This window comes from Novosphingobium sp. BAM6, assembly GCF_057784955.1.
In genome coordinates, this window is the sequence record NZ_JBYNTR010000001.1 from 883,822 (window position 1) to 910,186 (window position 26,365).

General features: G+C 64.5%; 28 protein-coding genes. 18 read left to right on the forward strand and 10 right to left on the reverse strand.

The genetic code is table 11. The features are described from left to right. Positions 1-4: 4 nt before the first annotated feature. Positions 5-1,624, reverse strand: a complete 1,620-nt coding sequence (locus tag AC3EC3_RS04210; RefSeq protein WP_488488402.1) for a phosphoenolpyruvate carboxykinase — start codon at positions 1,622-1,624, stop codon at positions 5-7. A gap of 286 nt (positions 1,625-1,910) precedes the next feature. Between AC3EC3_RS04210 and AC3EC3_RS04215 the strand changes: the two genes are divergently transcribed. The 7 genes from AC3EC3_RS04215 to AC3EC3_RS04245 all read left to right on the forward strand — a co-directional run bounded on the left by AC3EC3_RS04215 (position 1,911) and on the right by AC3EC3_RS04245 (position 7,316). Continuing rightward, positions 1,911-2,687, forward strand: coding sequence for a response regulator transcription factor (locus AC3EC3_RS04215; RefSeq protein WP_488488403.1), 777 nt, complete (start codon positions 1,911-1,913; stop codon positions 2,685-2,687). Then, entirely contained in the window at positions 2,668-4,260 is a 1,593-nt protein-coding gene (locus AC3EC3_RS04220; RefSeq protein WP_488488404.1) for a sensor histidine kinase, read from the forward strand. The genes AC3EC3_RS04215 and AC3EC3_RS04220 overlap by 20 nt, the downstream gene beginning before the upstream one ends. Next, positions 4,257-4,727: an HPr kinase/phosphorylase gene (locus AC3EC3_RS04225; RefSeq protein WP_488488405.1), complete on the forward strand. Its 471-nt coding sequence runs from the start codon at positions 4,257-4,259 to the stop codon at positions 4,725-4,727. Before AC3EC3_RS04220 ends, AC3EC3_RS04225 begins: the two co-directional genes overlap by 4 nt. Before the next feature lie 72 nt (positions 4,728-4,799). Further along, positions 4,800-5,771 carry an RNase adapter RapZ gene (gene rapZ, locus AC3EC3_RS04230; protein ID WP_488488406.1) on the forward strand — a complete coding sequence of 324 codons (972 nt, stop codon included), beginning with the start codon at positions 4,800-4,802 and terminating at the stop codon, positions 5,769-5,771. Between the two features lie 54 nt (positions 5,772-5,825). Further along, positions 5,826-6,230: a PTS sugar transporter subunit IIA gene (locus AC3EC3_RS04235; protein WP_488488407.1), complete on the forward strand. Its 405-nt coding sequence runs from the start codon at positions 5,826-5,828 to the stop codon at positions 6,228-6,230. Next, a complete protein-coding gene (locus AC3EC3_RS04240) occupies positions 6,227-6,505 on the forward strand; it encodes an HPr family phosphocarrier protein (RefSeq protein ID WP_488488408.1) in 279 nt (92 codons plus the stop codon). Before AC3EC3_RS04235 ends, AC3EC3_RS04240 begins: the two co-directional genes overlap by 4 nt. Positions 6,506-6,512: 7 nt before the next feature. After that, a complete protein-coding gene (locus AC3EC3_RS04245; RefSeq protein ID WP_488488409.1) occupies positions 6,513-7,316 on the forward strand; it encodes a TrmH family RNA methyltransferase in 804 nt (267 codons plus the stop codon). Between the two features lie 77 nt (positions 7,317-7,393). Here the strand turns inward: AC3EC3_RS04245 and AC3EC3_RS04250 are convergent, their stop codons facing one another. The 3 genes from AC3EC3_RS04250 to recR form a co-directional block, all read right to left on the reverse strand. Continuing rightward, on the reverse strand, positions 7,394-8,950 hold the full coding sequence (locus AC3EC3_RS04250) for a DNA recombination protein RmuC (protein WP_488488410.1): 1,557 nt from the start codon (positions 8,948-8,950) through the stop codon (positions 7,394-7,396). Positions 8,951-9,019: 69 nt separating this feature from the next. Beyond that, positions 9,020-9,589, reverse strand: coding sequence for a peptide deformylase (locus tag AC3EC3_RS04255; RefSeq protein ID WP_488488411.1), 570 nt, complete (start codon positions 9,587-9,589; stop codon positions 9,020-9,022). A gap of 88 nt (positions 9,590-9,677) precedes the next feature. After that, positions 9,678-10,274 (reverse strand): recombination mediator RecR, encoded by a 597-nt coding sequence (gene recR / locus AC3EC3_RS04260; protein WP_488488412.1) that lies wholly within the window; start codon positions 10,272-10,274, stop codon positions 9,678-9,680. An 84-nt stretch (positions 10,275-10,358) separates the two neighbouring features. Between recR and fmt the strand changes: the two genes are divergently transcribed. Next, a complete protein-coding gene (gene fmt, locus AC3EC3_RS04265; RefSeq protein ID WP_488488413.1) occupies positions 10,359-11,270 on the forward strand; it encodes a methionyl-tRNA formyltransferase in 912 nt (303 codons plus the stop codon). Next, positions 11,267-12,013, forward strand: coding sequence for a tRNA pseudouridine(38-40) synthase TruA (gene truA, locus AC3EC3_RS04270; protein WP_488488414.1), 747 nt, complete (start codon positions 11,267-11,269; stop codon positions 12,011-12,013). The genes fmt and truA overlap by 4 nt, the downstream gene beginning before the upstream one ends. A gap of 450 nt (positions 12,014-12,463) precedes the next feature. Here truA and cobS read toward each other — a convergent pair whose 3' ends face one another. Continuing rightward, positions 12,464-13,456: a cobaltochelatase subunit CobS gene (gene cobS, locus AC3EC3_RS04275; RefSeq protein ID WP_260922674.1), complete on the reverse strand. Its 993-nt coding sequence runs from the start codon at positions 13,454-13,456 to the stop codon at positions 12,464-12,466. Positions 13,457-13,679: 223 nt separating this feature from the next. Here cobS and AC3EC3_RS04280 point away from each other — a divergent pair, with 223 nt between their 5' ends. The 4 genes from AC3EC3_RS04280 to AC3EC3_RS04295 are packed head-to-tail and all read left to right on the forward strand — an operon-like array spanning position 13,680 to position 16,014. Beyond that, positions 13,680-14,039, forward strand: a complete 360-nt coding sequence (locus AC3EC3_RS04280; protein WP_488489196.1) for a DUF1428 domain-containing protein — start codon at positions 13,680-13,682, stop codon at positions 14,037-14,039. Between the two features lie 34 nt (positions 14,040-14,073). Next, positions 14,074-14,877, forward strand: coding sequence for a VOC family protein (locus AC3EC3_RS04285; RefSeq protein ID WP_488488415.1), 804 nt, complete (start codon positions 14,074-14,076; stop codon positions 14,875-14,877). 55 nt (positions 14,878-14,932) lie between these two features. Further along, positions 14,933-15,559 (forward strand): glutathione S-transferase family protein, encoded by a 627-nt coding sequence (locus AC3EC3_RS04290; protein WP_488488416.1) that lies wholly within the window; start codon positions 14,933-14,935, stop codon positions 15,557-15,559. Further along, positions 15,556-16,014: an SRPBCC domain-containing protein gene (locus AC3EC3_RS04295; RefSeq protein ID WP_488488417.1), complete on the forward strand. Its 459-nt coding sequence runs from the start codon at positions 15,556-15,558 to the stop codon at positions 16,012-16,014. The genes AC3EC3_RS04290 and AC3EC3_RS04295 overlap by 4 nt, the downstream gene beginning before the upstream one ends. Before the next feature lie 616 nt (positions 16,015-16,630). Here the strand turns inward: AC3EC3_RS04295 and AC3EC3_RS04300 are convergent. Further along, a complete protein-coding gene (locus AC3EC3_RS04300) occupies positions 16,631-17,239 on the reverse strand; it encodes a DnaJ domain-containing protein (RefSeq protein WP_488488418.1) in 609 nt (202 codons plus the stop codon). Between the two features lie 43 nt (positions 17,240-17,282). On the opposite strand from AC3EC3_RS04300, the gene AC3EC3_RS04305 reads away from it, so the two are divergent. From AC3EC3_RS04305 to thiL, 5 genes are all read left to right on the forward strand, one after another. Further along, positions 17,283-17,555: a BolA family protein gene (locus AC3EC3_RS04305; RefSeq protein WP_260922686.1), complete on the forward strand. Its 273-nt coding sequence runs from the start codon at positions 17,283-17,285 to the stop codon at positions 17,553-17,555. A 92-nt stretch (positions 17,556-17,647) separates the two neighbouring features. Continuing rightward, positions 17,648-18,307 (forward strand): ATP phosphoribosyltransferase, encoded by a 660-nt coding sequence (gene hisG, locus AC3EC3_RS04310; RefSeq protein WP_488488419.1) that lies wholly within the window; start codon positions 17,648-17,650, stop codon positions 18,305-18,307. Continuing rightward, the gene (hisD, locus tag AC3EC3_RS04315) at positions 18,308-19,597 is read left to right on the forward strand and encodes a histidinol dehydrogenase (protein WP_488488420.1); all 1,290 of its coding nucleotides are present in this window, start codon (positions 18,308-18,310) and stop codon (positions 19,595-19,597) included. After that, a complete protein-coding gene (gene nusB, locus AC3EC3_RS04320) occupies positions 19,594-20,049 on the forward strand; it encodes a transcription antitermination factor NusB (protein WP_488488421.1) in 456 nt (151 codons plus the stop codon). Before hisD ends, nusB begins: the two co-directional genes overlap by 4 nt. 31 nt (positions 20,050-20,080) lie before the next feature. Continuing rightward, positions 20,081-21,052, forward strand: a complete 972-nt coding sequence (gene thiL / locus AC3EC3_RS04325; protein ID WP_488488422.1) for a thiamine-phosphate kinase — start codon at positions 20,081-20,083, stop codon at positions 21,050-21,052. Between the two features lie 12 nt (positions 21,053-21,064). Here the strand turns inward: thiL and AC3EC3_RS04330 are convergent, their stop codons facing one another. The 4 genes from AC3EC3_RS04330 to AC3EC3_RS04345 all read right to left on the reverse strand — a co-directional run bounded on the left by AC3EC3_RS04330 (position 21,065) and on the right by AC3EC3_RS04345 (position 26,238). Then, a complete protein-coding gene (locus AC3EC3_RS04330) occupies positions 21,065-21,901 on the reverse strand; it encodes a transcriptional regulator (RefSeq protein ID WP_488488423.1) in 837 nt (278 codons plus the stop codon). Further along, positions 21,898-22,983, reverse strand: coding sequence for a GNAT family N-acetyltransferase (locus AC3EC3_RS04335; RefSeq protein WP_488488424.1), 1,086 nt, complete (start codon positions 22,981-22,983; stop codon positions 21,898-21,900). Before AC3EC3_RS04335 ends, AC3EC3_RS04330 begins: the two co-directional genes overlap by 4 nt. 256 nt (positions 22,984-23,239) lie before the next feature. Beyond that, positions 23,240-25,342, reverse strand: coding sequence for a sodium-translocating pyrophosphatase (locus tag AC3EC3_RS04340; RefSeq protein ID WP_488488425.1), 2,103 nt, complete (start codon positions 25,340-25,342; stop codon positions 23,240-23,242). Between the two features lie 233 nt (positions 25,343-25,575). Then, positions 25,576-26,238, reverse strand: coding sequence for an HAD family hydrolase (locus AC3EC3_RS04345; protein WP_488488426.1), 663 nt, complete (start codon positions 26,236-26,238; stop codon positions 25,576-25,578). Between the last annotated feature and the right edge of the window lie 127 nt (positions 26,239-26,365).

The window sequence follows — 26,365 nt, forward strand, 5'->3', positions numbered from 1 at the left end:
CCCATCAGGCCGCTTCGACTGTGGGAGCGAGCCCCGGTGCGGCCTTGCGAACGCCTTCGTCGACGTGGGCTTCGTACTGCGCGAAGTTGTCGATGAAGCGCTTAACCAGCGCTTGTGCGGTCTCGTCATAAGCAACCGGATCGGCCCAAGCACTGCGCGGATCGAGCAACTTCGTATCGACACCCGGAACCGAAACAGGCACTTCGAAGCCGAAGTTCGGATCTTCCTTGAACTCGGCATTGTTGAGCGAGCCATCGAGCGCGGCATTCAGCAGCGCGCGCGTGGCCTTGATCGGCATGCGCTTGATGCCCTCCATCGTCGCCTTGCCACCCGACCAGCCGGTGTTGACCAGCCAGCACTTCACGCCGCCCCTGGCGATCCGCTCCTTCAGCAGATTGCCGTAGACCGACGGGTGACGCGGCATGAATGCCGCACCGAAGCAGGTGGAGAACGTTGCTTCCGGCTCGGTCACGCCGATCTCGGTGCCCGCGACCTTGGCGGTATAGCCCGAGAGGAAGTGATACATTGCCTGCTCGGGTGTGAGGCGCGCGATCGGGGGGAGCACGCCGAAGGCATCGGCGGTCAGGAAGATGATGTTCTGCGGCACAGGGCCCAGATTTTCTTCCGAGGTGTTGGGAATGAAGTCGATCGGATAGGCCCCGCGCGAGTTCTCGGCGAGCGAGGCATCGTCGAAATCAAGCGCGCGCGTGTCGGGATCGATCACCACGTTTTCGAGCACGGTGCCAAAACGCTTGGTGGTGGCGTAGATTTCCGGCTCGGCGTCGGCCGAAATGCGGATCATCTTGGCGTAGCAGCCGCCTTCGAAATTGAAGACGGCGGTGTCCGACCAGCCATGTTCGTCATCGCCGATCAGCGTGCGTGAGGCATCGGCCGAGAGCGTGGTCTTGCCGGTGCCGGAAAGGCCGAAGAACACCGCCGTATCGCCATCGGGGCCGATATTGGCCGAGCAGTGCATCGGCATCACGCCCTTGGCGGGCAGCAGGAAGTTGAGGATGCCGAAGACCGACTTCTTCATCTCGCCCGCATAGGCTGTGCCGCCGATCAGGATCAGCTTCTCGGTGAAGTTGACCGCGATCACCGTCTCGCTGCGGCAGCCGTGGCGCTCGGGATCGGCGCGGAAGCTGGGCAGATCGATGATCGTGTATTCGGGCGCGAAGCTGGCAAGTTCATCCTGCGTGGGACGGACCAGCAGCGTGCGGATGAACAGGTTGTGCCAGGCATATTCGTTGACCACGCGCACGTTCACGCGGTGCTCCGGCTGCGAGCCGCCGAACAGGTCCGCGACGTAAAGCGTGTCCTTCTGCGACAGCGCTTTCAGGAAATCGCTCTTGAGCGCGGCAAAATGCGCCTCGGTCATGGGGCGATTGACGTCGCCCCACCATACGGTGTCTTCGGTCGTCGCATCGCGGACGATGAACTTGTCCTTGGCCGAACGGCCTGTGTGCTTGCCGGTCGCCACGACGAACGGGCCGTCCGCTGCGAGCACACCCTCCCCGTTGCGGACCGCATGTTCGACCAGCGGTGTGGTCTGCAGATTGGCGTGGATCGTTGCAGTGGTCTCGATACCCTGCGCGGAAAGCGGTGTGTTGAGAACTGTGGTCAAGGTCATCTCCTCCTATGACTTGCCCGCTCCGATTTTCCCGTCGGAGCGCCCATTCCTGTACCTGTCGCCCCTTCCCTCGGAAGAAAGATGCGGCAGGCGGATGCAGAATGTGCACAAATCCCACAGAATGGAACGCAGAGTGCGTCCAAATGGGTGTTGCAAACGATATTCCACGCGTTGTCAGCGCGGCATGGGCGGGCTACTCACAAGTCCGAAGACGACAGCGGTTCGACGGGTAGCGATGCACTGCCGAATCCGCGAGTTAGGAAGGTTTGCAGGGTCCGTCATGTCCGCGTCCGCCCCCCCGGAGTCGCAGCCGGAGTCGCTCTCCGCTCCATCGCAGGCGACCAAACGCCAGCAGACGATCGCGCTCGTCGACGACGACCGGAATATTCTCACGACGCTCTCCATCTCGTTGCAGGCAGAAGGCTTTGCAACGCGCGTCTATGCCGACGGTGCGACCGCGCTACGCGCCCTGCTCGACAATCCGCCCGACCTTGCCATCTTCGACGTGAAGATGCCGCGCATGGACGGCCTCGCCCTTCTCCAGGCGTTGCGAGCGAAGTCCAGCCTGCCGGTCATCTTCCTGACATCGAAGGACGAGGAGCCGGACGAGGCGCTGGGGCTGGCGATGGGTGCTGACGACTACATCACCAAGCCGTTCAGCCAGCGCCTGCTGGTCGCCCGTATCCGCGCGATCCTGCGCCGCAGCGATCTGGCTCGCGAGGCAGGCGACATCTCGGAAAACGAGCCGCTTCCCGACCCTGTGGTGCGCGGCCGCCTGCAACTCGATCCGGCGCGCCACATGGTGACATGGCGGGAACGCGCGGTGTCTTTGACCGTGACCGAATTTCTGATCCTCGAAGCGCTCGCCGCGCGCCCCGGCGTGGTCAAGAGCCGGAACCAGTTGATGGACGCCGCGTACAACGACGATATCTATGTCGACGATCGCACTATCGACAGCCACATCAAGCGCATGCGGCGCAAGTTCCGGCAGGTCGATCCGGAATTCAGCGCGATCGATACCCTCTATGGTGCTGGCTATGCCTTCGCCGATGGCTAAGGCGCGGCCCGTTTCGGGCTGGCATCCTTTCAAACCCCGTTTCGGGATTTCGCGGCGGGTCTCGTTGACCGCGCGCATACTTGCCGTGAATGTGATCGCGCTGGCGCTGATGGCCGGCAGCCTGTTCTATATCGACAGTTATCGTCGCGAATTGCTGGCCGAACGCTATCGCCTTGCTGGTGCGGAAGCTGAGATTGCCGCGAGCGCTTTGGCCATGCGCAGCCCTTACGAGCGGCTGGACCTACTGGTCCGGATCGGCACCACGCAACACCTGCGATTGCGGCTATATGATGCCAAGGGCGAACTTGTCGCTGACAGCTTCGCGCTCGCCCCGCCGTCCTATACGCTGGTCGACCCCTCGCGAGAGCCATGGGTGCAGGATGCTGCGCGGATGCTGGATCGCGCGATGGACGTCATTCTCGGCTCGCGGCCGCTCGACGCATACCGTGACCCGGCTGTAGATCGGGCGGCAAGCTGGCCAGAGATCGCCGAAGCACTGGCGGCGCACCAGACACGCATCCAGCACATGGCAGCGCCGGATCAGACCCCGGTCATCATCGCCGCAACGCCCGTAGGAACCGATGGCGAGGCCCTGCTGACCACCCGCAATGCCCGCGACATTACCGATAACGTGCGCGAGGCGCGCCAGACGCTGGCCATCATCGTCGGCGCAGCCTTGGCGGTGTCCGTGCTGCTGTCACTGTTCCTGGCCCGCACCATTGTCGAACCGTTACGCAAACTGGTTCGCGCCGCCGTACGCGTACGTCTCGGGCGCGACCGCAGCGTGATCGTGCCGCGTCTTCCCGACCGCCGTGACGAAATCGGCCTGCTGGCCCGCGCCATCTCCGACATGAGCCTCGCCCTGCGCCAGCGCATCGACGACGTCGAGAGTTTTGCGGCGGACGTTTCGCACGAGTTGAAGAACCCCCTCACCTCGCTACGCAGCGCGCTGGAAAGTCTGGACCGGGTCGAACAGCCGGACTTGCGGCGCCAGTTGCTGGGTGTCGCACAGGACGATGTGCGTCGTATCGACTTTCTCATCACCGAGATCGCCGATGCCAGTCGCATCGATGCGCAACTCAGCCGCACCACCTTCGAGCCCATAGACATGACCGGCCTGGTTCGAGCTCTTGTTGCAGAGCGCGACCAGCGCGGCGTGAACGGAACCTGCCGTATTGTGATCGGGCGAGAGGGCGCGCAGGATCTGTTGGTGCCCGGAGATGCTTCGCGGCTCGCTCGCGTTCTGCAGAACCTGTTCGATAATGCGGTCTCGTTCTCTCCTGAAAATACCAGCGTCGAAGTGGCCCTGTCGCGCAGGGACGATCGCGTTCGCATCGCCGTGAGCGATCATGGGCCCGGCATTCCAAAGGATGCGAGAGAGCGGATTTTCGAGCGCTTCCATTCGCTTCGCCCGGATGGCGAAGCCTTTGGGCGGCACAGCGGGTTGGGACTGGCCATCGCACGTACGATTGTCGAGGCACATTATGGGCGGCTGGTCGCCATGTCGCGCGATGACGGTAGTGCGGGCGCGCGCTTCGAGCTGACATTGCCTGCCTGGGAAGACGCGCCATGAGTCTCGATACCGAAAGAGGCGATATGTACGAGACCTCCGGGGCTGCTCAGCAACTGACGGCCGTTGCCATCAATGGGATTGCTGTGCTGATCGATGGTGTGTCAGGGGCTGGAAAATCCTCCCTTGCCATGATGCTGATCGATCGTGGCGCACGCTTGATTGGCGACGATTCAGTGCTGCTCTACGATAGCGGCGAATGTCTTTTCGCTCGCCCCCATCCGCGCACCACTGGCCTGCTGGAAGTACGTAATCTGGGGCTTTTGCCGACAGCGCCGCTGGATAGTGCGCCGGTCGGGCTATCGATCAGGCTCAGTGGTGACGCGCCGCGGTTCATCGAGGCGGCAGGCAAGCGTGATATTCTGGGATATCGGATTCCCCACCTCGATATCTGGCCAACGGAAGCGACACTGATGGCGATCAAGGTTGAGCTTGCGCTCAAAGCCTATGGACTTTTCCGGGGAGAGTGACGATGCGAAGGGACAAGCCGATCAGGTAGGGCCAACTGCTGACGGCTCCGGGCGGGCGCGGATATAAAGATCATGAGTGAAGACAGTCTATCGGTTCATCCTCAGGCAGTATCTGCCGACAGCGATGCGAAGCGGGATCGCCAGCAACTCCTGCTGGTGACCGGCATGCTGGGTGCAGGCAAGACGACCGCGTTGCGGGTGCTGGAGGATCTGGGCTGGGAGATTATCGACAATTTCCCCGTGCGTCTTCTGGATCGTCTTCTCGACCCGGCGAACCATGAGGAAAGCGACACCTCCGGCCCGCTGGCCATCGGTTTCGATTCCAGGACGCGCGGCTTCGATGCCCAGCGGATTATCCGGCAGGTGAAGACGCTGGTTGAGCGCGGCAGTGTCGAACTGACTACGCTGTTCCTCGATTGTACGTCTGCCGAACTCGAACGTCGCTATAACGAAACGCGCCGCCGCCATCCGCTTGCGCATGATAACCCTGTTGGCGCGGGCATTCGCGCCGAACGCGATCAGATGGCACCGCTGCGCCGCTGGGCCGACGTACTGATCGATACCAGCGATTACACCTCGAACGACCTTCAGCGCGCTATTCGCGACCGCTTTGGCGACGAGTCCCCTGCCGAAATGACGATTACCATCACCAGTTTCGGGTTTTCGCGCGGCATGCCACCTTTAGCCGATCTGGTGTTCGACATGCGCTTTGTCGATAACCCGCACTGGGATCCGGTGCTGCGCCCGATGACCGGGCAGGACGCGCCTGTGGGGGAATATATTCTAAAAGATCCGTCGTTTGGGGAGGCTTTCGAGCGAATCCGCGATCTGCTGTTGCTGTTGCTTCCGCGCTACAAGGCGCAAGGAAAAAGCTACGTCACGATCGCCTTCGGCTGCACAGGCGGCCGACACCGCTCGGTCTTTACCGCCGAACGTATGGGCGAAGTCTTGCGTCTTGCGGGTTTTTCGCCCACATTGCTGCACCGCAACCTGGGGGCAAGAGCGGCAGACCTTCTCGAAGGAGGACTGTCTCGTGGCAACTGAGCAAAAGACTGGGACCAGGATGCGTTCGCAGGAAATTCGGAGCGTTCTTTTCCAATGATCGGCATGATCCTCGTCACGCACGGCAATCTTGCCGTCGAATTCGTCAATGCGATGGAACATGTCGTGGGCAGTCAGGCCGCAGTTGCCACCATCTGCATCGGCCCCAATGACGATATGGAGCGTCGCCGCTCCGAGATTGCAGATGCCATCTCTACTGTCGATTCGGGCGAAGGGGTGATCGTTCTGACCGATCTTTTCGGGGGAACGCCTTCAAATCTCGCGATTTCGCTTATGCAGGCGGGCAAAGTCGAAGTGATCGCGGGGATCAATCTGCCGATGTTGATCCGCCTGGCCAAGGCGCGCCGCTGTATGCCAGTCCGTGATGCCGTGACCGCCGCGCGGGATGCAGGCCGGAACTACATCACCATCGCCAGCGAATATCTGGGTCAGGACGCATGAGCGAATTTCGCGAGACGATCCTTATCGTCAACAAGCGCGGCCTGCATGCACGTGCCAGTGCCAAATTTGTCAATTACGTATCGGAGTTGCCGGAAACCGTCGGTGTTATCGTGAGCAAGGACGGTACGGAAGCTGCCGGTAACTCCATTCTTGGACTGATGATGCTGGGCGCCGCTAAGGGCGATACCATCGAGATCGCCTGCCGTGGCGATGGCGCGCAGTACGCGATGGAGACGCTTGGTGCGCTGGTGCGCGACGGCTTCGGCGAGGACTGATTTTTCCATGCATCGCCGTACGATCACGGGCTTTTCCAATCCGCTCGTCAAGTTTCTGCGCAGCCTGCGCGAGAAAAAGCACCGCAAACGTGAGCGCCGCTTTCTCGCAGAAGGCCTGCGGCTGCTGACCGATGCCCGCGAGAACGGCATTCTTCCCGAAATCCTGGTGATGGCCACGGGGCGCGATCCGCACCCTTTGCTCGAAGCACTGGAAGCAGACGTGCTGGCTGCCGGTGGCGATGTCGTCGAGATGGATGTCGAGATCCTCGCCAAGGTCACGGGCAAGGACAACCCGCAGGCAGTCGCAGGCGTTTTCGCAGAGTTCGACACTTCGCTTGCCAACGTTGACCGCAATGCGGCCCCGATCTGGCTGGTGGCGCAGGCGATGCGCGATCCGGGCAATCTGGGCACTATGCTGCGGACCGGCGATGCCGTGGGCGCTGGCGGCCTGATCCTGATCGACGACTGCGCCGACCCCTTCTCGGTCGAGGCCGTGCGCGCCAGCATGGGTGCCATCTTCACCCAGAAGCTGGTCATGGCCTCGTGGAACGAGTTCGAGCCTTGGCTGCGCTCTGGTCCCGGCCAGCTCGTAGCCGCCTCGCTGCGTGACCCTACCGGCTATCGTGATGCGGCTTACACGGCCCCTTGCTTCCTGATGGTCGGCAACGAATCGCAAGGTTTGCCGGAGGCGTATGAAAAGGCATGCGATATCCGCGTCACCATGCCGATGCTCGGCCGTGCCGATAGCCTGAACGCGGCCATTGCCGGAGCTGTTCTCGCCTATGAAGCTCTGGCCCGCATCAAGGTCTGAGCTACCTGAACCGATTTACAAAGCAGCCAGATTTCAAAACCGAAGCGCGATTTCGCGCTCCGGTTTCATACGGGCGGTCATTCGGCTGCGGCAATACGCGGCAGGTCAGCGTCTGATGCTTCAGCACTATCTGCCGCAGTCCCATAACGCGGGCTCGTTTCCACCAGCGCGACTTCATCGGAGACTTCGCGCTTGCCGATCTTGATGTGCTTCTCGCTGAGGCGGCGGGCCCGGCTCAGGACATTGCCGTCATAGGTTCGCGCGAAGTCGTTGAAGCTGTTCACTGCACGTCCGAGGTGCACACCTACCTTGCCAAGGTCGTCCTGCGTCTTGGCGAGACTATCGTAGAGATCGCTGCCGAGTTTGCCGATTTCGCGTGCTTCGCGTGCCAACCCCTCCTGCTGCCAGACCTGTGCGATTGTCCTGCAGATCGCGACAAGGTTGGTCGGGCTTGCCAGCAGCACCTTGCGGTCGAAAGCATAGTCCCACAGCCCGGAATCGTGATCGAGCGCGGCGGCGATGAAATGCTCGCCGGGCACGAACATGATGACGTAATCCGGCGCATTCTCGAACTGGCTCTGATAGCTCTTGGCGCCCAGCGTCTGAATGTGATTGCGCATCGAAGCGGCGTGCTGATCGAGAAAGGCCGCCCGGCGTGTTTCGTCCTCAGCTTCGAACGCATCCTGATAGGCGTTCAGCGAAACCTTGGCGTCGATGACCAATTGTTTGTTGCCGGGTACACGCACGATCGCGTCAGGACGAAGCCGCCCATCCTCGGTCTCGATCGATTGTTCGGTCTCGAAATCGGTATGCTCGGTCAGGCCGCACTGTTCGAGCACGTTTTTCAGCTGCTGCTCGCCCCAGCGCCCGCGCGCCTTGGGGGCATTACGAAGCGAGTTGCTGAGGCGGGCGGCTTCGGCACGCACGCGTTCCTGGCCTGCGCTGAGTTCGACAAGTTGCCCCGTCAGCGTGGCGAAGGCGTCGGTGCGCTGCTTTTCCAGCGTGGCGACCTGCAATTCATAGCTCTTCAAGCGCTCACCGACAGGTGCGAGCAAAGTTGCGATGCGCTCTGCACTCGCCTTTTCGCTTTCCTCGAAACGCGCACCGGCGCGATGGAGAAACGCTTCCTGCGCACCTGCCAGCACCTTGGCACCGGCGTTCTCGAACTCCTTGCGCAAGCCTTCCTGCGCTTCGATCAGCAGGCGCTTTTGCTCATCAAAGTTCGCGGTCTTTTCGCGCAGGGTCGAGAGCTCATCGGAAAGTGCGCGTTGCTCACCCAGCAATACGCCGATGCGCTGGGCATGCTCCACACGGGTGCGCTCGTGCGCCTGCTCCAGTTCGCTGCGGGTCTGTTGAAGCGTTGCGACGCTTTCGCCGCGGAGGCGTTCGGTCTGCGACGCGTGTTCCGCTCTCGCCCGTTCAAGGGTCGTAGTCAGTTCGTCTACCCGGCTGGCTCTTTCACGCGCCGCCTCAAGTTCGGCGAAGGCGCGCAGATACCTGCCATCGGCCTCGCGCGCTTCCTTTTCGCGCGCGTCGGCCATCGCCCGCCATTGTGCGCCGGGTCGTGAGCCAAAGACCCAACCCAGAACGAGACCGATGACGAGCGCGACAATGGCGAAGACGATTCCCTGCATGTCCCGAGCTTATCGGGAACATTCAGGGAACGCCAGTCTCTATTGCAGGATTTCCACCAGATTGGCGGATCAGGCCGCTTTGCGCAGCTTGTCGAGCTTCTTGAGGGCCATCTGGCGCTTGAGGCGCGAGAGGTGGTCGATGAACAGGATACCTTCGAGATGGTCCATCTCGTGCTGGAGGCAGGTCGCCATCAGATCGTCCATGACCTCTTCATGGACAGTGCCGTCGAGGTCCTGCCAGCGGGCACGAATTCGTGCCGGACGCTCAACCTCGGCGAAGATCTCGGGCACCGAGAGGCAACCCTCGGAATAGACCGAATAGTCTTCCGAAGGATCGAGAATCTCGGGGTTGATGAATACCCGCGGCTCGCGTTTGGTGGGCTGGTGATAGTGCTCGTGATCGCCGTGCGAGTGGCACTTCTCCGGCTCCGCATCCGTATCGTCGGGCTGCAGGTCGATGACGAGCACGCGCAGCGGCACGCCAACCTGGATCGCGGCGAGGCCGATGCCGGGGGCATCGTACATCGTCTCGAACATGTCCTCGACGAGCGTGCGCAGCTCGTCGTCGAACGTTTCGACGGGCTTGGAGACCTGCTTCAGGCGCGGGTCGGGAACTTCGATGATTTCACGGATAGCCATGCGCTCTAAATAAGCGCATCGTCGCGATTCCGCAATCCGGGCGCTTGCGATCAACGTGATCGGATAAGGCGCGGTACGAAACGGCCTGTCAGATCACCGGCCTGCGCGCGCGGATCGCCTGTGCCAGCGTGCCTTCGTCGAGATAATCGAGTTCGCCGCCGACCGGGACGCCATGCGCCAGTTGCGTGACGCGGACGGGCATGGCCTCCAGCCGTTCGGCGATGTAGTGCGCGGTGGTCTGGCCTTCGAGCGTGGCGTTCATGGCGAGGAGCACTTCGTCGATACCGCCTGCTTCGACCCGACGCAGAAGGCTGTCGATGGCGAGGTCTTCGGGGCGAATGCCGTCGAGCGCCGAGAGCCTGCCGCCAAGGACGTGATAGCGCCCGGTGAACAGGCGCGCGCGGTCGAGTGCCCACAGGTCGGCCACTTCCTCCACCACGCAGATCGAGCGGACATCCCGGCGGGGATCGGCGCAGATCGCGCAAGGGTTGGTGGTATCGATATTACCGCAGGTCCCGCACTCGACCAGCGCGCCACGAACGGCCTCCAGCGCATCGAGCACCTGCACCAGTGCGGTCTCGCGGCGCTTGATGAGCCAGAGCACCGCCCGACGGGCGGAGCGCGGCCCGAGGCCGGGAAGGCGCGAAAGCGCGGCGGTCAGCGTCTCGATCTCTTGCGATGCCATCCTCAGGCAGATAGGGCCTGCGCCGACCCGGCGATAGTGCCTGTCTGTACTGCCCTGCCCTCGAACCTCGGAGTTTCCCCAGTCATGCGCATCATTTTCATGGGAACGCCCGATTTCGCAGTGCCCGCGCTGCTGGCACTGCATGAGGCGGGACATCAGATCGTCGCGGTCTACAGCCAGCCGCCACGCCCCGGCGGTCGGCGCGGACGAGAACTGACGCCCTCCCCGGTCCAGCGAGAAGCGGAACGGCTTGGTCTTGAGGTGCGCCACCCGGTCTCGCTGAAAGGCGCAGACGAGCAGGCAGCCTTCGCGGCGCTGGCGGCGGATATCGCGGTGGTTGCCGCATACGGCCTGATCCTGCCGCGCGCGGTGCTCGATGCTCCGCGGCTTGGCTGCCTCAACATCCATGCCTCGATCCTGCCGCGCTGGCGGGGTGCCGCGCCGATCCAGCGCGCGATCCTCAGCGGCGATCCGACTACCGGCATCACCATCATGCAGATGGAGAGCGGGCTCGACACCGGGCCGATGCTGGCGACGCTGCGCACGCCCGTCGAGCGCAAGACGGCAGGCGAACTGACGCAGGAACTGGCGGAACGCGGTGCGCGGCTGATGGTCGAGACGCTGCGCGATCTCGCGGTCCACCGTGCCGTCGTCCAGCCCGAAGAGGGCGTGACCTACGCCAGCAAGATCGACAAGGCCGAAGCGCGCCTCGACTTTTCGCAGGACGCCGAGGCGGCCGAGCGGCAGGTCCGGGCCTTCGTCCCGGCGCCGGGGGCCTTCTTCGAGCTGGAAGGCGAGCGTTACAAGGTGCTCGCCGCCGAGGTGGTAACGGATATGTCAGGTGCGCCGGGAACGACGCTGGACGATGCGCTGACGGTGGCGTGCGGCACTGGTGCGCTGCAAATCGTGACGATCCAGCGCGCAGGCAAGCCGGCGATGGCCGCGGCAGACCTGCTGCGGGGACGCCCGATCCCGGCGGGAACGCAGCTCTCGTGACCCGTTTCGCACTGACTCTGGAGTTCGACGGCGCCCCGTTCATGGGGCTGCAGCGTCAGTCGCACGGGCCGTCCGTGCAACAGGCAGTGGAAGAGGCTGCCGAAGCGGTGTGCGGACATCCGGTGATCATGCATGCCGCCGGTCGCACCGATGCGGGGGTCCATGCGCTGGGCATGCGCGCGCATATCGAGATCGACAAGCCGCTCGGTGCGTTCCGCTTGCGCGAAGCGCTCAATGCCAGGCTGCGTCCCGACCCGATCGCCGTGCTCGACTGTATCGAGGTGGCGGACGATTGGCACGCGCGGTTTTCCTGTACCGGCCGCGCCTATATCTACCGTATCGCCAACCGCCGGGCGCCGCTGACGCTGGAGCGCGGCAAGGCCTGGCAGGTGATGCAGCCGCTTGACGCAGCGGCAATGCACCGCGCGGCGCAGGCGCTGGTTGGACGGCACGATTTCACCACCTTCCGCTCCGCCCATTGCCAGTCCGCCTCGCCATTGAAGTCTCTCGACCGGCTCGACGTGCGCCGCGAGGGCGAGATGGTGCTGATCGAAGCGGAGGCGCGCAGCTTCCTGCACCATCAGGTGCGCTCGATGGTCGGTTGTCTCGCGCTGGTCGGCATGGGCCGGTGGAGCGAGGCGCAGATGGGCGAGGCACTGGAAGCGCGCGACCGGCAGGCGCTGGGCCTGAATGCGCCGCCGGATGGGCTCTATTTCGTGAAGGCGACGTACCCGGACGAGTAAATTGCTTCCACGCAAGGTGACACTCTGGTTGACACAGTTGACACGGTTCAGAGGAAGACGCGCAATTCCGGGAGAAAGTGTCACTTTGCGGGCGGCCAGCCTGGCTCTGCGGCGTGAACGCAGAACAGGTTTGCCGAACATGTCAGGGCGAATTGCGGGCATCCATCGGAAATAGATCAAGCTGCGTCTGTAGGAAAATCCGGGCTCAAGTTCGGGCTCAAATCCAGCCTTAAGTCCGGTCGTCACCCCAGCGAAGGCTGGGATCGCTTCGAGTTCGTACCCAGCCCATAACGATCCCAGCCTTCGCTGGGATGACGTGAGGGTGGCGCTGCGTGATGTAAGGAGGGTGCGCCGGGATATACGGGCTTACGGAGATGGGACTGTCCTCGCATCGCTAATAAAAAAGGGAGGCCGCAGCCTCCCTTCCCTGTTCGTCTATCAGTCGCCCAATCAGGCTTTCCCGACCACGCTTTCGGGCAGATCGGTGCCGAAGACGCGCTGGTAGTATTCGGCCACCAGAACGCGCTCGGTCTCGTCGCACTTGTTGAGGAACGAGAGGCGGAAGGCGAAGCCCACGTCGCTGAAGATCGCCGCGTTCTGCGCCCAGGTGATGACTGTGCGCGGGCTCATCACCGTCGAGATATCGCCGTTCATGAAGCCGCGGCGCGACAGGTCCGCCACCTTCACCATGTCGGCGATGGTCTTTTCCGAAACCTTGGGCACCTTCTTGGAAACGATGGCGACCTCGGTGTCTTCGGGCAGGTAGTTCAGACCCACGACCATGTTCCAGCGGTCCATCTGGCCCTGGTTGATCTGCTGGGTGCCGTGATAGAGGCCCGAAGTGTCGCCAAGGCCGACCGTGTTGGCGGTGGCGAACAGGCGGAAGTTCGCATCGGGACGGATCACGCGGTTCTGGTCGAGCAGCGTCAGCTTGCCCTCGGTTTCGAGGATGCGCTGGATCACGAACATCACGTCCGGACGGCCCGCGTCGTACTCGTCGAACACCAGCGCGACCGGGTGCTGGAGCGCCCAGGGGAGCAGGCCCTCGCGGAATTCCGTAACCTGAAGCCCATCGCGCAGGACGATGGCATCACGACCGATCAGGTCGATACGGCTGATATGCGCATCGAGGTTTATACGGATGCACGGCCACTTGAGGCGTGCGGCCACCTGCTCGATATGGGTCGACTTGCCGGTGCCGTGGTAGCCCTGCACCATCACGCGGCGGTTATAGGCAAAGCCCGCCAGAATCGCGAGCGTGGTGTCCGGATCGAACACATAGGTCTCGTCGAGATCGGGCACGCGCTCGTCTGCCTGCGAGAAGGCGGGCACCATCATGTCGATGTCGATCCCGAAGGTCTCGCGGACGTCCAGTTCGATGTCGGGGGCGGCCAGGACAGTCTTGTCGCGGCTTTCGGTGTGAATCTTTGCGCTGTCGGTCATCTTGCCCACCCGACTAACGGACGGGGCGAGCGCTCGCAACACCCTTTGCGTGCAGATGCGATATAGAGTGGCGGGTATCGGCGCGGGCACCGGTGCGAACGCGATTGCCAAGCCGGGAGAGCACGCGCACTCTCGCTTCAGAACTGCGAATCGACCGGGAGAAGTCCAAGTGTCCGATGAGAGCATTTCCGCAGAAGGTATCGTCCCTCAGCCCGGACAGGGGCTGGGCTATGTCGATGGCTTCGTCATTCCCGTCCCGGTGATCGGACGGGAGGCCTTTTACGAACACGCCCGCACGATGGATGCGCTCTTCCTCGAATATGGCGCGCTGCGCGTGGTCGAGTGCTGGAGCGACGATGTGCCGCCCGGCAAGCGCACCGACTTCTACCGGTCGGTCGAGGCCGGTGATGGCGAGGCGGTGGTCTTCAGCTGGATCGAATGGCCCGACAAGGCCACGCGCGACCGTTGCTTTGCAGCGATGGAAAGCGATCCGCGTTTTTTCCCGGAGGACGCCCCGATGCCCTTCGACGGTGCCCGCATGATCTACGGCGGCTTCGTGCCCGCGCTCGTCCTGTCCCCCTGACTTCCATTCCTCCGACACGAAAGGCCCTCCTAGGATGCTGAACCCTGCCGGAAGCTTCATCTGGTACGAACTGATGACCCCCGATCCCGATGCGGCCGCTGCCTTCTATGGCGCGGTGGTGGGATGGACGATAGGCGCGGCGGCGCCGGTCGCCGGAGATATCGACTATCGCATGATCGGCCGCGCCGACGGTGGTTTTGCCGGGGGCGTGCTGACGCTCAGTACCGCGATGGTCGAACAGGGCACCCGCCCCTGCTGGATGCCGTACCTCCATGTGATCGACGTCGATGTGGCCGTGGCGGCAATGGCCGAGGATGGCGCGCATGTCCTCATGCCGCCTGCCGATCTGGAGGTCGGGCGCATTGCCATGCTCGCCGATCCGCAAGGGGTGCCGTTCTATGTGATGGCGCCGGTGCCTGTGCCGGGGCGCGAGGGCGAGCGCAGCGACGTGTTCTCGCCCGATGCGGTGCAGCACGTCCGCTGGAACGAACTTGCCAGCCCCGATCAGGCAGGCGCGCAGGCGTTCTATACCAGGCACTTCGGCTTCGTGTTCGACGAGGCGATGGATATGGGCGAGCTGGGCGAATATCGCTTTATCGATCACGCGGGCCTGCGGGTCGGCGCAATCTGGCAGAGCCGCAACCCCGAGCATCCGGCGCTCTGGACGCTCTATTTCGGGGTTCCCTCGATCACGGCAGCGGCAGAGGCGGTGGTGGCGAACGGCGGACAGGTCTTCATGGGGCCGCATGAGGTGCCGGGCGGTGACTGGATCGTGCTGGCCGCCGATCCGCAAGGCGCGGCCTTCGGGCTGGTCGGGCCGCAACTCGTCGCGATCTGAGCAGGCGCCCTTCCTCGATCCTTCCCCCATTTCCTCGCAGCGGAGCACGCAAGCCTTGGCCGAATACACCTTCTATACCAACCCCATGTCGCGCGGGCAGATCGCGCGCTGGGCGCTTCACGAGGCGGGTGCCGACTATACGCAGGTGCTGGTCGACTGGCGCGCCAAGCCCGAGGCGCTGCTGGCGATCAACCCGATGGGCAAGGTGCCCACGCTCGTCCACCATGTCGCGGGCGAGAACCGGGTGGTGAGCGAGGCGGCGGCGGTGTGTCTCTATCTCGCGGAGATGCATCCGCAGGCGAACCTCTTGCCGACCCCGCCCGAGATCGCCGATTACCTGCGCTGGACGTTCTTTGCGGCGGGACCGGTCGAACAGGCGGTGACGGCCCGCGCGCTCAAGTTCGAGCCCGCGCCCGAACAGAAGGGCATGGTCGGCTTCGGCAGCTACGAACGCACGATGACCACGCTGGAGACGCATCTGGCCAATCGCGATTACGTGTGTGGTGCGCGTTTCACGATGGCGGATGTCTATGTAGGCAGCGCGGTGGACTGGGGGCTGACTTTCGGGACGATGCCGCCGGTCGAGGCTTTCGTGGCCTATGCCGAACGCCTGCAGGCGCGCCCTGCCTACAAGGCGGCCAAGGCCATCGACAACGCGCTGATCGCGGAGATGAAGAAATGACCGGAGCGACCGAGGGGCCTTTCGATCTGTCGATCACCCGGTATATCGCCGCGCCGCCCGAGGCGGTGTGGCATGCCATGGTCGCGCGGATCGAGGAATGGTGGTGCCCCGCCCCGTGGCGCGTCTCGGTGATCGAGCAGGACCACCGCCCCGGCGGCGCCTTGCGGATGACGATGCACGGGCCGGACGGCGAGACGATCCCGCAGGACGGCATCTATCTCGCCTTCGAACCCGGCGTGCGCTTCGTGACCACCGATGCGATCACCTCCACGCTTCATCCTGCCGGACCGTTCATGATCGGCGTGTGGGAAATCGCGCCCGAAGACGAGGGAACGCGCTACACCGCCAGCGCCCGCCACTGGCGCGCGGAAGACCGCGACGCGCACGAAGCAATGGGCTTCACCCCCGGCTGGACCGCCGCCGCCGAGCAGCTTGCCAAGCTGTGCGAGGGGTGAGACTGGAAGTGGCACAGGCAGATTTGGATGGTCTGTCGGCAGACGCCCCCGAGCGGACATTAAAATCCTGTCGTCATCCCAGCGAAAGCTGGGATCGCTTCCGGCATTATGTAACGATAGCGGGATGGGAGGCTGGACCTGCATTCCTGCGTCGCGGATGATGCAGCACCGCGCCGGAAGTCGAAAAGCACAATCCCGGATGGCGCGATCTGTTCGACCGTCTCGTTTGACCGAGAGCGATCCCAGCTTTCGCTGGGATGACGGCATTATGAGAACGACCGCATCCCACCCTTCTTCGTCATTCCCGCGAAGGCGGGAATCCAGAAGCGACGTCACGATAGAGGATGTTTTCGTCTTCGCATCGGCGTCAGACGGCACGCTCCACACCGGCACCACCTCAAATCTGGTCCAGCACACGCGGATCGAGATATGGCACCGGTTCCGGAAACACCGGCTTATCGAAAAGCTGGAAATCCCGAGTGGCGCGAACTCGGATTCGAAGCGCTGCGCTGACTGGATTTCCGCCTTCGCGGGAATGACGAAGATGGAGTGCTCGGTCGTGTGACCGTTTCTCACTCTTCTCCTCGTTCAGTTGACGCCAACCTGCCCAAACCACCTACGCCTCGGCGCGGAACGCTGCTGCGCCGCGCAGCGTCTGGTAGGCCTCCACCACCTGTTGCAAGCGCGCCTCGTGGCTGCGGTCGCCGCCGTTGTGGTCGGGGTGATACTGGCGCAGCAACCGCGTGTAGCGCAGGCGCAGCGTCTTGCGGTCGGCATCCGCCTCCAGACCCAGCGTCTCCATCGCCTGCCATTCGCCGGGCGAGAACCGCGAGGGTCGGGCCTCGGCACGGGCCATCTCTTCCCGACGACGACGGACATGCGCGCGGGCGCGTCCGCTGATCGCTTCGAGAGGATCGGAAAAGTCCGCCCAGCGCGGTACGCCATCCACCCCCGCATCGGCGCGAAAGGCGCGCGAATGCGTGTCCCAGCCATGGATCGGCGACTGCGCGCGCAGGATCTCCTCGGCCGCCATGCCCTCGAAATAGTCGTAGCCCGAGTTGAACTGGCGCACATGCTCCAGACACATCCAGCGATAATCGCCCGGCCCGTCGAAGCCGGGCGCCCGTCCGCCCGGCGCCCGGAACTCCCCCGCCTCCTCGCAGCCCGGCCAGGAACATCCGCGTCCGGCGGTGCGATGGCGCCCATGAAATCTGTCGTGTCTCATCACCGGCTTCAAGATGGAGGCACTTGGCGCTAAATGAAACCCCATGACCGGACCTCTCGCACAGGAAATGCACGCGCGCCTGACCGCCGTGCTCGCCCCGACATCGCTCGTCGTCTCCAACGATTCCGCCCAGCACAGCGGCCATATGGGCGATGACGGCAGCGGCGAATCGCACTTCACCATCGAGATCGAAAGCGCGGCCTTCGCCGGGATTTCGCGCCTCCAGCGCCAGCGCATGGTCAATGCCGCGCTCGGAGACATTCCCGGAAATCGCGTCCACGCCGTCGCCATCAAGGCCCGCGCACCCGGCGAGTAGGCGCGAAGAGCAAGCGGAACGTGCAATATAGAGGCAATCGGGGGCGTTAACCCGGTTGCCCTTTGCCGGGGGCTTGCGTACATGCGCGGGCTATGCCCGAACCGCTGACTTTCGCCGTGCCCAAGGGGCGCATTCTCGACGAGGCGCTGCCGTTGATGGCGCGCGCCGGCGTGGTGCCCGAGGCCGAGTTCCACGACAAGAAGTCCCGCGCGCTTTCTTTCGCGTGCGAGAACAGCGACATGCGCCTGATCCGCGTGCGCGCGTTCGACGTCGCGACGTTCGTGGCGCATGGCGCTGCGCAGGTCGGCATCGTTGGTTCGGACGTGGTGGAAGAGTTCAACTACTCCGACCTTTACGCCCCGGTCGATCTCAACATCGGTCACTGCCGCCTGTCGGTAGCCGAGCCGGTTGGGCAGGAATCTGCCGTGCTGCCCTCGCACCTGCGCATTGCGAGCAAGTATCCCAACCTCACCCGCCGCCACTTCGAGAAGCTGGGCGTGCAGGCCGAGGTGGTGAAGCTGAACGGTGCGATGGAACTGGCGCCCTCGCTCGGCCTGTCGAGCCGGATCGTCGATCTGGTGTCGTCGGGGCGCACGCTCAAGGAAAACGGGCTGGTCGAAACCGCCCATATCCTCGAAATTTCCGCGCGCCTGATCGTCAACCGTGCCGCACTCAAGACCGACGAACGCGTCGCCGCGCTGGTCGATGCGTTCCGCGAACTGGTCGCTGCCGAGCCGGAAGTGGCGCTGTAAATGCTGCGCCTCTCCACCCGCGATCCCAATTTCACTCAGGCGTTCGAGCGTCTGGTCCGCGATCGCCGCGAGAGCGGTGACGATATCGCCCGCGACGTTGCGCTGATCCTCGCCGATGTGCGCAATCGCGGCGACGAGGCGCTGGCGGATTACACCCGCCGCTTCGATGGTCATGATCTCGATCAGACCGGCTGGCGGATCGAGGCTGCCGAGTGCCGCGAGGCCTTCGATGCGCTCCAGCCGGATCTGCGCGCCGCGCTCGAACTCGCCGCCCAGCGCATCCGCGCCTATCACGAGGCGCAGCTGCCGGAAAACCGCGACTATGTCGACGAGACCGGTGTGCGCCTCGGCGCGATCTGGCGGGGCGTGGATGCGGCCGGGCTCTATGTGCCGGGTGGCCGCGCGGCCTATCCTTCCTCGCTGCTGATGAACGCGATTCCGGCCAAGGTCGCAGGCGTCGAACGGCTGGTCGTCGTCACGCCGACCCCCAAGGGCCAGGTCAATCCGCTCGTGCTCGCCGCCGCGCATCTGGCAGGCGTGGACGAGCTGTGGCGCGTGGGCGGTGCCCATGCCGTGGGCGCGCTGGCCTATGGCACCAAGAAGATCGCGCCCGTCGATGTCGTCACCGGCCCCGGCAATGCCTGGGTGGCCGAGGCGAAGCGCCAGCTTTACGGCGTCGTCGGCATCGACATGGTGGCAGGCCCCAGCGAAATTCTCGTCATCGCCGATGGGAAGAACGACCCCGAGTGGACCGCCGTCGATCTGCTCAGCCAGGCCGAGCATGATCCTGCCGCGCAGTCGATCCTCATCACCGACGATGCGCTGTTTGCCGATACCGTGGCCGACCGCGTCGGGGTCGAGATCGCCATGCTGCCGACCGCGCGCACCGCGAAGGCCAGTTGGGACGCGCATGGCGTCATCATCGAGGTGGAAAGCCTCGACGAAGCGCCCGCGCTCGCCAACCGTCTTGCCGCCGAACATGTCGAGATCGCCACCGACGATCCCGAAGCACTGATGCGCGGCATCCGCCATGCAGGCTCGGTGTTCCTCGGCCGCATGACCCCCGAAGCCGTGGGCGATTATGTCGCCGGACCGAACCACGTGCTGCCCACCGGGCGCCGGGCGCGGTTCTCCTCGGGACTTTCGGTGCTCGATTTCATGAAGCGCACCAGCTTCATCCAGCTTGACGAGGCCGCGCTGCAAGCCGTCGGCCCCGCCGCCATTGCCCTTGCCGATGCGGAAGGGCTTCCCGCGCATGCGCGCTCGATCGAATTGAGACTTGGCCTATGACCGCCGCAACTCCCTCCAGCAAGCGCGACCGCGCCGCTGCCCGCCTCGCCGCCGTTCAGGCGCTTTACCAGTTCCAGATGGAAGCGACCCCGCTCGCCATCCTGCTCGACGAGTTCCACCGCCATCGCGGCGGCGCGGTGCTCGCCGAGGACGAGAGCGTCAAGGGCGAGACCGCCTTCTTCGACGACGTGGTGAAGGGCACCATCGCCCGCCGTGACGAGATCGACGAAATCCTGTCGTCCAAGCTCGCCGAGGGCTGGTCGTTGCACCGGCTCGACAAGACCATGCTGCAGATCCTGCGTGCGGGTTCCTACGAGCTGATGGCGCGCGCCGACGTGCCGATGGCCGCAGCGATCAGCGAATATGTCGACGTCGCCCATGCCTTCTTCGACGAGCGCGAGGCGAAGTTCGTCAACGGCGTGCTCGACGCGGTCGGCAAGTCGGTTCGCTGAATTTGCGGATCGCTGCTCGGGAATTGATGCCATGAGCGGCGAGTTCGCCTTTATCGACGCCCTGCGCGCCATCGCCACCGACCCTGCCGCGCGCGGACTGTCGGACGATGCCGCCGTGCTGCCGCTCGGCCATGGCCAGTTGGTGCTGACGATGGACACCATCGTCGAGGGCGTCCACTTCCTGCCCGATGATCCGCCCGAAACGGTGGCGTGGAAGCTGGTGGCGGTGAACGCCTCGGACTTGTCCGCCAAGGGCGCCGGACCGCTCGGCTGCCTGACATCGCACGCGCTGGGTGCGCCCGAATGGGATGCGCGCTTCGTCGAGGGGTTGGGCCTTGCCTGCCGCCATTTCGGCCTGCCGGTTCTGGGCGGCGATACCGTGCGTATGCCGCAGGGCTCGGCGCGAAGCTTCTCGCTGACCGCGCTGGGTCTGGTCGAGGGCGGCGTTCCGGTGCCCTCGCGCTCGGGTGCGCAGGCCGGGGACGGGCTGTGGGTCGCGGGATCGCTGGGTGATGCAGGGCTGTGGCTGGCGCATCGCCTTGGTCTCGATGGTTTCGACGCCGCCGAGACCGCGCATCTGCCCAAAGCTCTGTGCGAGGCCTATCGACGACCGACCCCTGACGGTCGCCTCGGCCCTGCCCTTGCCCCGCATGTCAGCGCAATGATGGACGTGTCCGACGGCCTGCTGGTCGATGCGGCGCGCATGGCCGAGGCCAGTGGCGTAGGTGTGACCGTGGACCTCGCGCGCCTGCCGCTTTCGGTGCCGTTTCGCGCCATAGCCGGAGACAGCCGCGAACGCCGCCTCTTCGCCGCGACGGCGGGTGACGACTATGTACTGCTGTTCACCGCGCCAGCCGCCAATGAACCTGCGCTATTGGCCGAAGCGGACCGCCTCGGCCAGACGCTCGTCCGCATTGGTGAGGTTGTGGAAGGCAGCGGCATAAGCCTGCGCGATGGTGGGGAGGCTGTCCCCCTGCCCGCAAAATTGGGCTATCAGCACTAAGCTATAGCCTCGTCAGCCCGCGCCCAGCTTTCGGGCGATACGCCAGCCCAGTGCCTTGGCGCGGTTGCGCTCGGGCCAGCGGCCGGGCGCGCGGGGGCTGATCCCGCACTTGCGCAGTAATCCGTTGAAAGCGCGGGCATCCGCCTCGGCAAAGCTCCATTCCGAACGCCAGGTGATCGACAGCGACACCGAAGGCGCGGTGCCGTTTCTTACGAAATGCGGGGCCATCACCGGCACGAACACCGCCTCGCCTGCAACAAGCGGGAACTCGCTGCCGCCCTCGTGGAGATCGTCTGACCATTTCAGCTCGCGCCCGCCGCCGGTGTGATAGCCTTCGTGTACGGTATCGGGCGCAAAGCGGGCATTGCCTGCCGGGAACTGCGTCATCGTCTTGGCGCCGCGCACCTGCAGTAGGATGTTGTGTTCCGGGTCGAAGTGATAGGGCGTGACGCCGCCTGCCGAGGTGACGAAGATGAAGCCCTGCGTCTTGAGCATCTTGCCGGTCTTCGCCTCGATCGCAGGGCGGATTTCGGCGAGGAGATCGCCCAGCAGCGCGGCATAGGCCGGGTCCTGCTCGATATTCTTGAGCACCGCCCACGAATTGGTCGTCTCGATCTCGCGGATGGTCTTGCCGATGGGAATCCCGGTCGGCGCGGGCTTGCCGTCGACGCCGAGGGGCTGGTTGCCGAAGTTGTATTCGACGCTGGCGGAGGGCAGACTTTCGGCCAGCGCGGCGAGCGGCTCCAGTTCCAGCAACGGGTGCAGGCCAAGATCGTGGCGCAGGATATGCGGCACTTCGGGGTAGTTCGCCGCGAACAGATCGCGGGTCTCGGTCGGGAACACGCTCATGCAGGGACATCTTCCGAAGGAGGCAGGACAGGCGCCGCGCGGGCCGTCTCAGCACGCAACAGGCGAGTGAAGAGGGCACGGCGCAAGGCCCCGCCGATGGCGATGGAATAGCGCCCGACGATACGCCGCTCACGCCACAGGTGGTCGATCATCGGGTGATCGGCAGAAGCGCAGCTGTCGGTCCAGTCGATACCGGGACGCTCCAGCATCGCAAGGTTCTCGCGCTGGAGCAGCACACCGGGCGAATAGCGCGCGAAGCTTTCGTCGAACGCGGTCTTGTACGAGAAGGCGCCGGGCGACGTCAGGAAGCTGGCGAGCATGGCGATGGGCTTGCCGTCGAGCCGCAGGGTCAGTCGTTCAAGCCGCCCCTGCCCCGCCGCGCCTGCAAGGCTCTCGACGAAAAGCGCCCGCGTACCGGGGGTGGAGGCCAGCGCGGAACCGGCCTCGCCTTTCCAGCCCTTGGCTTCGAGTGCGAGAAATTCCTCGCACCATGCCGCGATGCCCTCACCGTCCTCCTGCCGTTCGACGGCAACGTGGCCCAGTTCCGACAGGCGCGTGCTCTGGCGGCGCAGCTCCTTGCGTTTCTTGCCGGTCAGCGAGGCTTCGAGATAGGCCTCGGGCGAGAGGTTGGAAGCGAGTAGCGCCCGCGCCTCGCGGTGGACCACGGCGCCGGGACGCCTCTGTTCCGCCAGCACTGTTTCCAGCGCCTCGTGAAGCGGGCCACCCAGCGGCAGGCTGCGCAAATGCAGGAACAGCGATGTGCCCGCGCGGCGATCCGCCCAGCGTAGAATCGCGCGCCAGAACGCCGCCTCGCAACCCTGCTCGACCAGCGGCGCGCCGAGGAAGCAGTTGTCGTGAACCCAGCCTGCCAGTTGCGGTAACGGATAGCGGTAATAGCGAGGCGCGCGGATGACCGGCAGTAGTCCGGCCAGACGCCCCTCGACCTCGAAGCGCAGGATCGAGACGCCTTTACTCCCTGCGACATGCCGCAGCGAGGGAAGCAGATACCAGCTCTCGAAGAAGGGGTTGGGCTCCGAGGCGCGGCCGGCGAGCGCATCCCACGATGCGATGTCCGCTTCCATGGACGGCCATGGCACGCACGTCAGCATTCCCTTTGCGGGCGCATCAGAAACAGTCCGGGTTTGCGCTTGAGGCATCGTCGGGAGAGGTACTCGCTTGGGGACTGGCCAGAGAACTGGACAGGCCGGATATAGCACAGTCCGCTCAAGGAAGTCCTAACGTTGCCGCTCGATGTCGAAAGCGAGTGGAAGCACGCGACCCGGCGGGATGGTGCCCGACCACCCTGCGCAGATCGCGTGCTCCCCCCGTTCGGGACGCTCAGGTGCCGCCGGCGAGAGCCGCCAACAGCAGGAGCGCCACGATATTCGTGATCTTGATCATCGGGTTGACGGCAGGCCCGGCGGTGTCCTTGTAGGGATCACCAACGGTATCACCGGTGACGGCGGCCTTGTGGGCTTCGGAACCCTTGCCGCCGTGGTGGCCGTCCTCGATGTATTTCTTGGCATTGTCCCAGGCGCCACCGCCGGACGTCATAGACAAGGCGACGAACAATCCGCTGACGATCACTCCCAGCAGCAGCGCGCCGAGAGCCGCGAAGCCGTTGGCCCGCCCGGCCACTGCTCCGATCGCGAAGAATACGACGATCGGCACCAGCACCGGCAGCAGCGAGGGCGCGATCATCTCGCGGATCGCGGCGCGGGTGACGAGATCGACGGTGCGGGCATAGTCGGGCCGCACCTCACGCGTCATGATACCGGGCGCCTCGCGAAACTGCTCGCGCACGTCCATCACCACTTCACCTGCCGCGCGGCCCACCGCGGTCATGCCGAGCGCGCCGAACAGGTACGGCAGCAATGCTCCCAGCAGCAGGCCGACGATGACATAGGGGTTTTCAAGGCTGAAATCGACCGAGACGCCCGGAAAGAACGCTTTCAGGTCGGTCGTATAGGCGGCGAAGAGGACCAGTGCGGCGAGCCCGGCCGAGCCTATGGCATAGCCCTTGGTCACGGCCTTGGTGGTGTTGCCCACGGCATCGAGCGCGTCGGTCCGGCGGCGCACATCGTCGTCCAGTCCCGCCATCTCGGCGATGCCGCCCGCGTTGTCCGTCACCGGCCCATAGGCGTCGAGCGCGACGACCATGCCCGCCAGCGCCAGCATGGCCGTCGCCGCATAGGCAATGCCGAGCAGCCCGGCGAGCTGGTAGGCGATGACGATGCCCGCCACGATCACCAGCGTGGGCAGTGCGGTCGCCTCCATACTGATCGCAAGGCCTTGAATGACGTTGGTGCCGTGCCCCGTTTCGGAAGCTTTGGCGATCGAGCGGACCGGGCGATAGTTCGTGCCGGTGTAGTATTCGGTGATCCACACGATCAGCCCGGTGATCGCAAGGCCCAGCATCGCGCACCAGAACAGGTTCGAGACAGCCACGCTGTGCCCGCCTGCCAGCAGCACGACATCGAGCCCGCCCAGCGCCATGTGAAACGCCCAGAGGATCGCCGGGATCGACAGGACTGCCGTCAGCAGGAAACCCTTGTACATCGCGCCCATGATGTTGTCGGAACCGCCAAGGCGCACCGCGAACGTGCCGATGATCGAGGTGACGATGCACACGCCGCCGATCAGCAGCGGCAGCGCCATCAGCGAAGCGATCTGCGGGACAGAACCGAGCAGCAGCGCCGTCAGCACCATCGTCGCGCCTACGGTGACGACATAAGTTTCGAACAGATCGGCGGCCATCCCTGCGCAGTCTCCCACGTTATCGCCCACGTTGTCGGCGATGACGGCGGGATTGCGTGGATCGTCCTCGGGGATTCCCGCCTCGACCTTGCCGACGAGATCGGCGCCGACGTCCGCCGCCTTGGTGAAGATACCGCCGCCCAGCCGCGCAAAGATCGAGATCAGCGAAGCGCCGAAGGCCAGTGCGGTGAGGCCCTCGATCACCGTGCGGTCGCTGCCGCCCACCGTATGCCCTCCGGGGCCGATGAGCAGCGCGTAGAATCCGGCGACCGCCAGCAGCGCCAGCCCCGCCACCAGCAGTCCGGTGATCGCGCCGGAGCGGAACGCGAGCGTCAGGCCCTGCTGCAACCCGCTCTGTGCGGCGGCGGCTGTACGCACGTTGGCGCGAACAGAGATCGTCATGCCGATGAATCCCGCCGCGCCCGAAAGCAGCGCGCCCAGGATGAACCCGGCAGCGGACACCGGCCCCAGCGAAGCCGAAAGCACGGCCGCAACGATGATGCCGACGATCGAGATGGTCAGATATTGCCGGCGCAGATAGGCCTGCGCGCCCTCCTGGATAGCCCCGGCGATGGCCTGCATGGCGGCAGAACCCGCTGGCGCAGCAAGCACTTGCCGCGCCGTAACGAGCCCGTAGCCGATGGCCACAAGTCCCAGGACAAGTGCGATCGTGATAAGGTTCACGCCACTCTCCTCTTCCCAAAGATGTTATTTTTATTGTCTTGTGTATCGCCGCCCGGCTTTACCGGTGCGGTACTTCACAGTGCTATAGACAAGCATGAGACTTGGCAATGCGGGGACTGTGCGGAAACGGTGGGCAATCGTCGTGTGTCGCAGTCTGGACGGGCTGCGATACACGACGGCAGTGCAAGTATCTGAAAGATCGGGCAAGGCTCTGCTTTGCCCGACTTATCGGGTCACTCGGCAGGCGTCTCTTCGAGCGTCAGTGCCTGCGCGATCCAGTCGGACACGGCGTGAAGATCGGGCAGTACGGCACAGGCCAGCGCGCGGGTCTCGTCGTTGGCCGGCACCATGTCCGGCACCAGCAATGCCATGGTGCCCGCACCTGCCGCTGCGCGCAGGCCGTTGGGCGAGTCCTCTACAGTCACGCAGTCCGCCGGATCGATGCCGAGCTTCTTCGCCGTCAGCAGATAGGGATCGGGATGCGGCTTGGGGTTGGTAACGTGGGTGATCGTCACGATGTGCTGGAAATAGTCGAACAGCCCGGCGATCTTCAGACGCTCCTCGGCATCGGGACTGGCGGACGAGGTGCACAGGCCCAGCGGCAGGCCAGCCTCGCGCAGGGTATCGAGCAATTCCACCGCACCGGGTCGCAGCGGCACGCCTTCGCGCCATGCAGCCTCGAACAGCACGTCGACCTGCCGATAGAACGTTTCGAGCTGGAAATCCTCACCCCACAGACGGCGCAGGAGCTTCTCGTTTTCCTCACGGTGAATGCCGACCATCTGGTGGATGTGGTCCTGCGTCAGCACCTGTCCAACGGCATTGGCGGCCTGCCCAAGCGCGGTATGGAACATCGCCTCGGTATCGAGCAGGGTGCCATCCATATCGAAGATCACGGCAAGCGGGCGGCGAATTGCAGAGGAAGACAGCGGACAGGCTCCTGTCTGGATAAAGGGGGCGCTCAGAACTGCGTATGGGGCCTCTAACAGAAACCCCGCGCCGGCGCGAGGGCCGGAGCGGGGT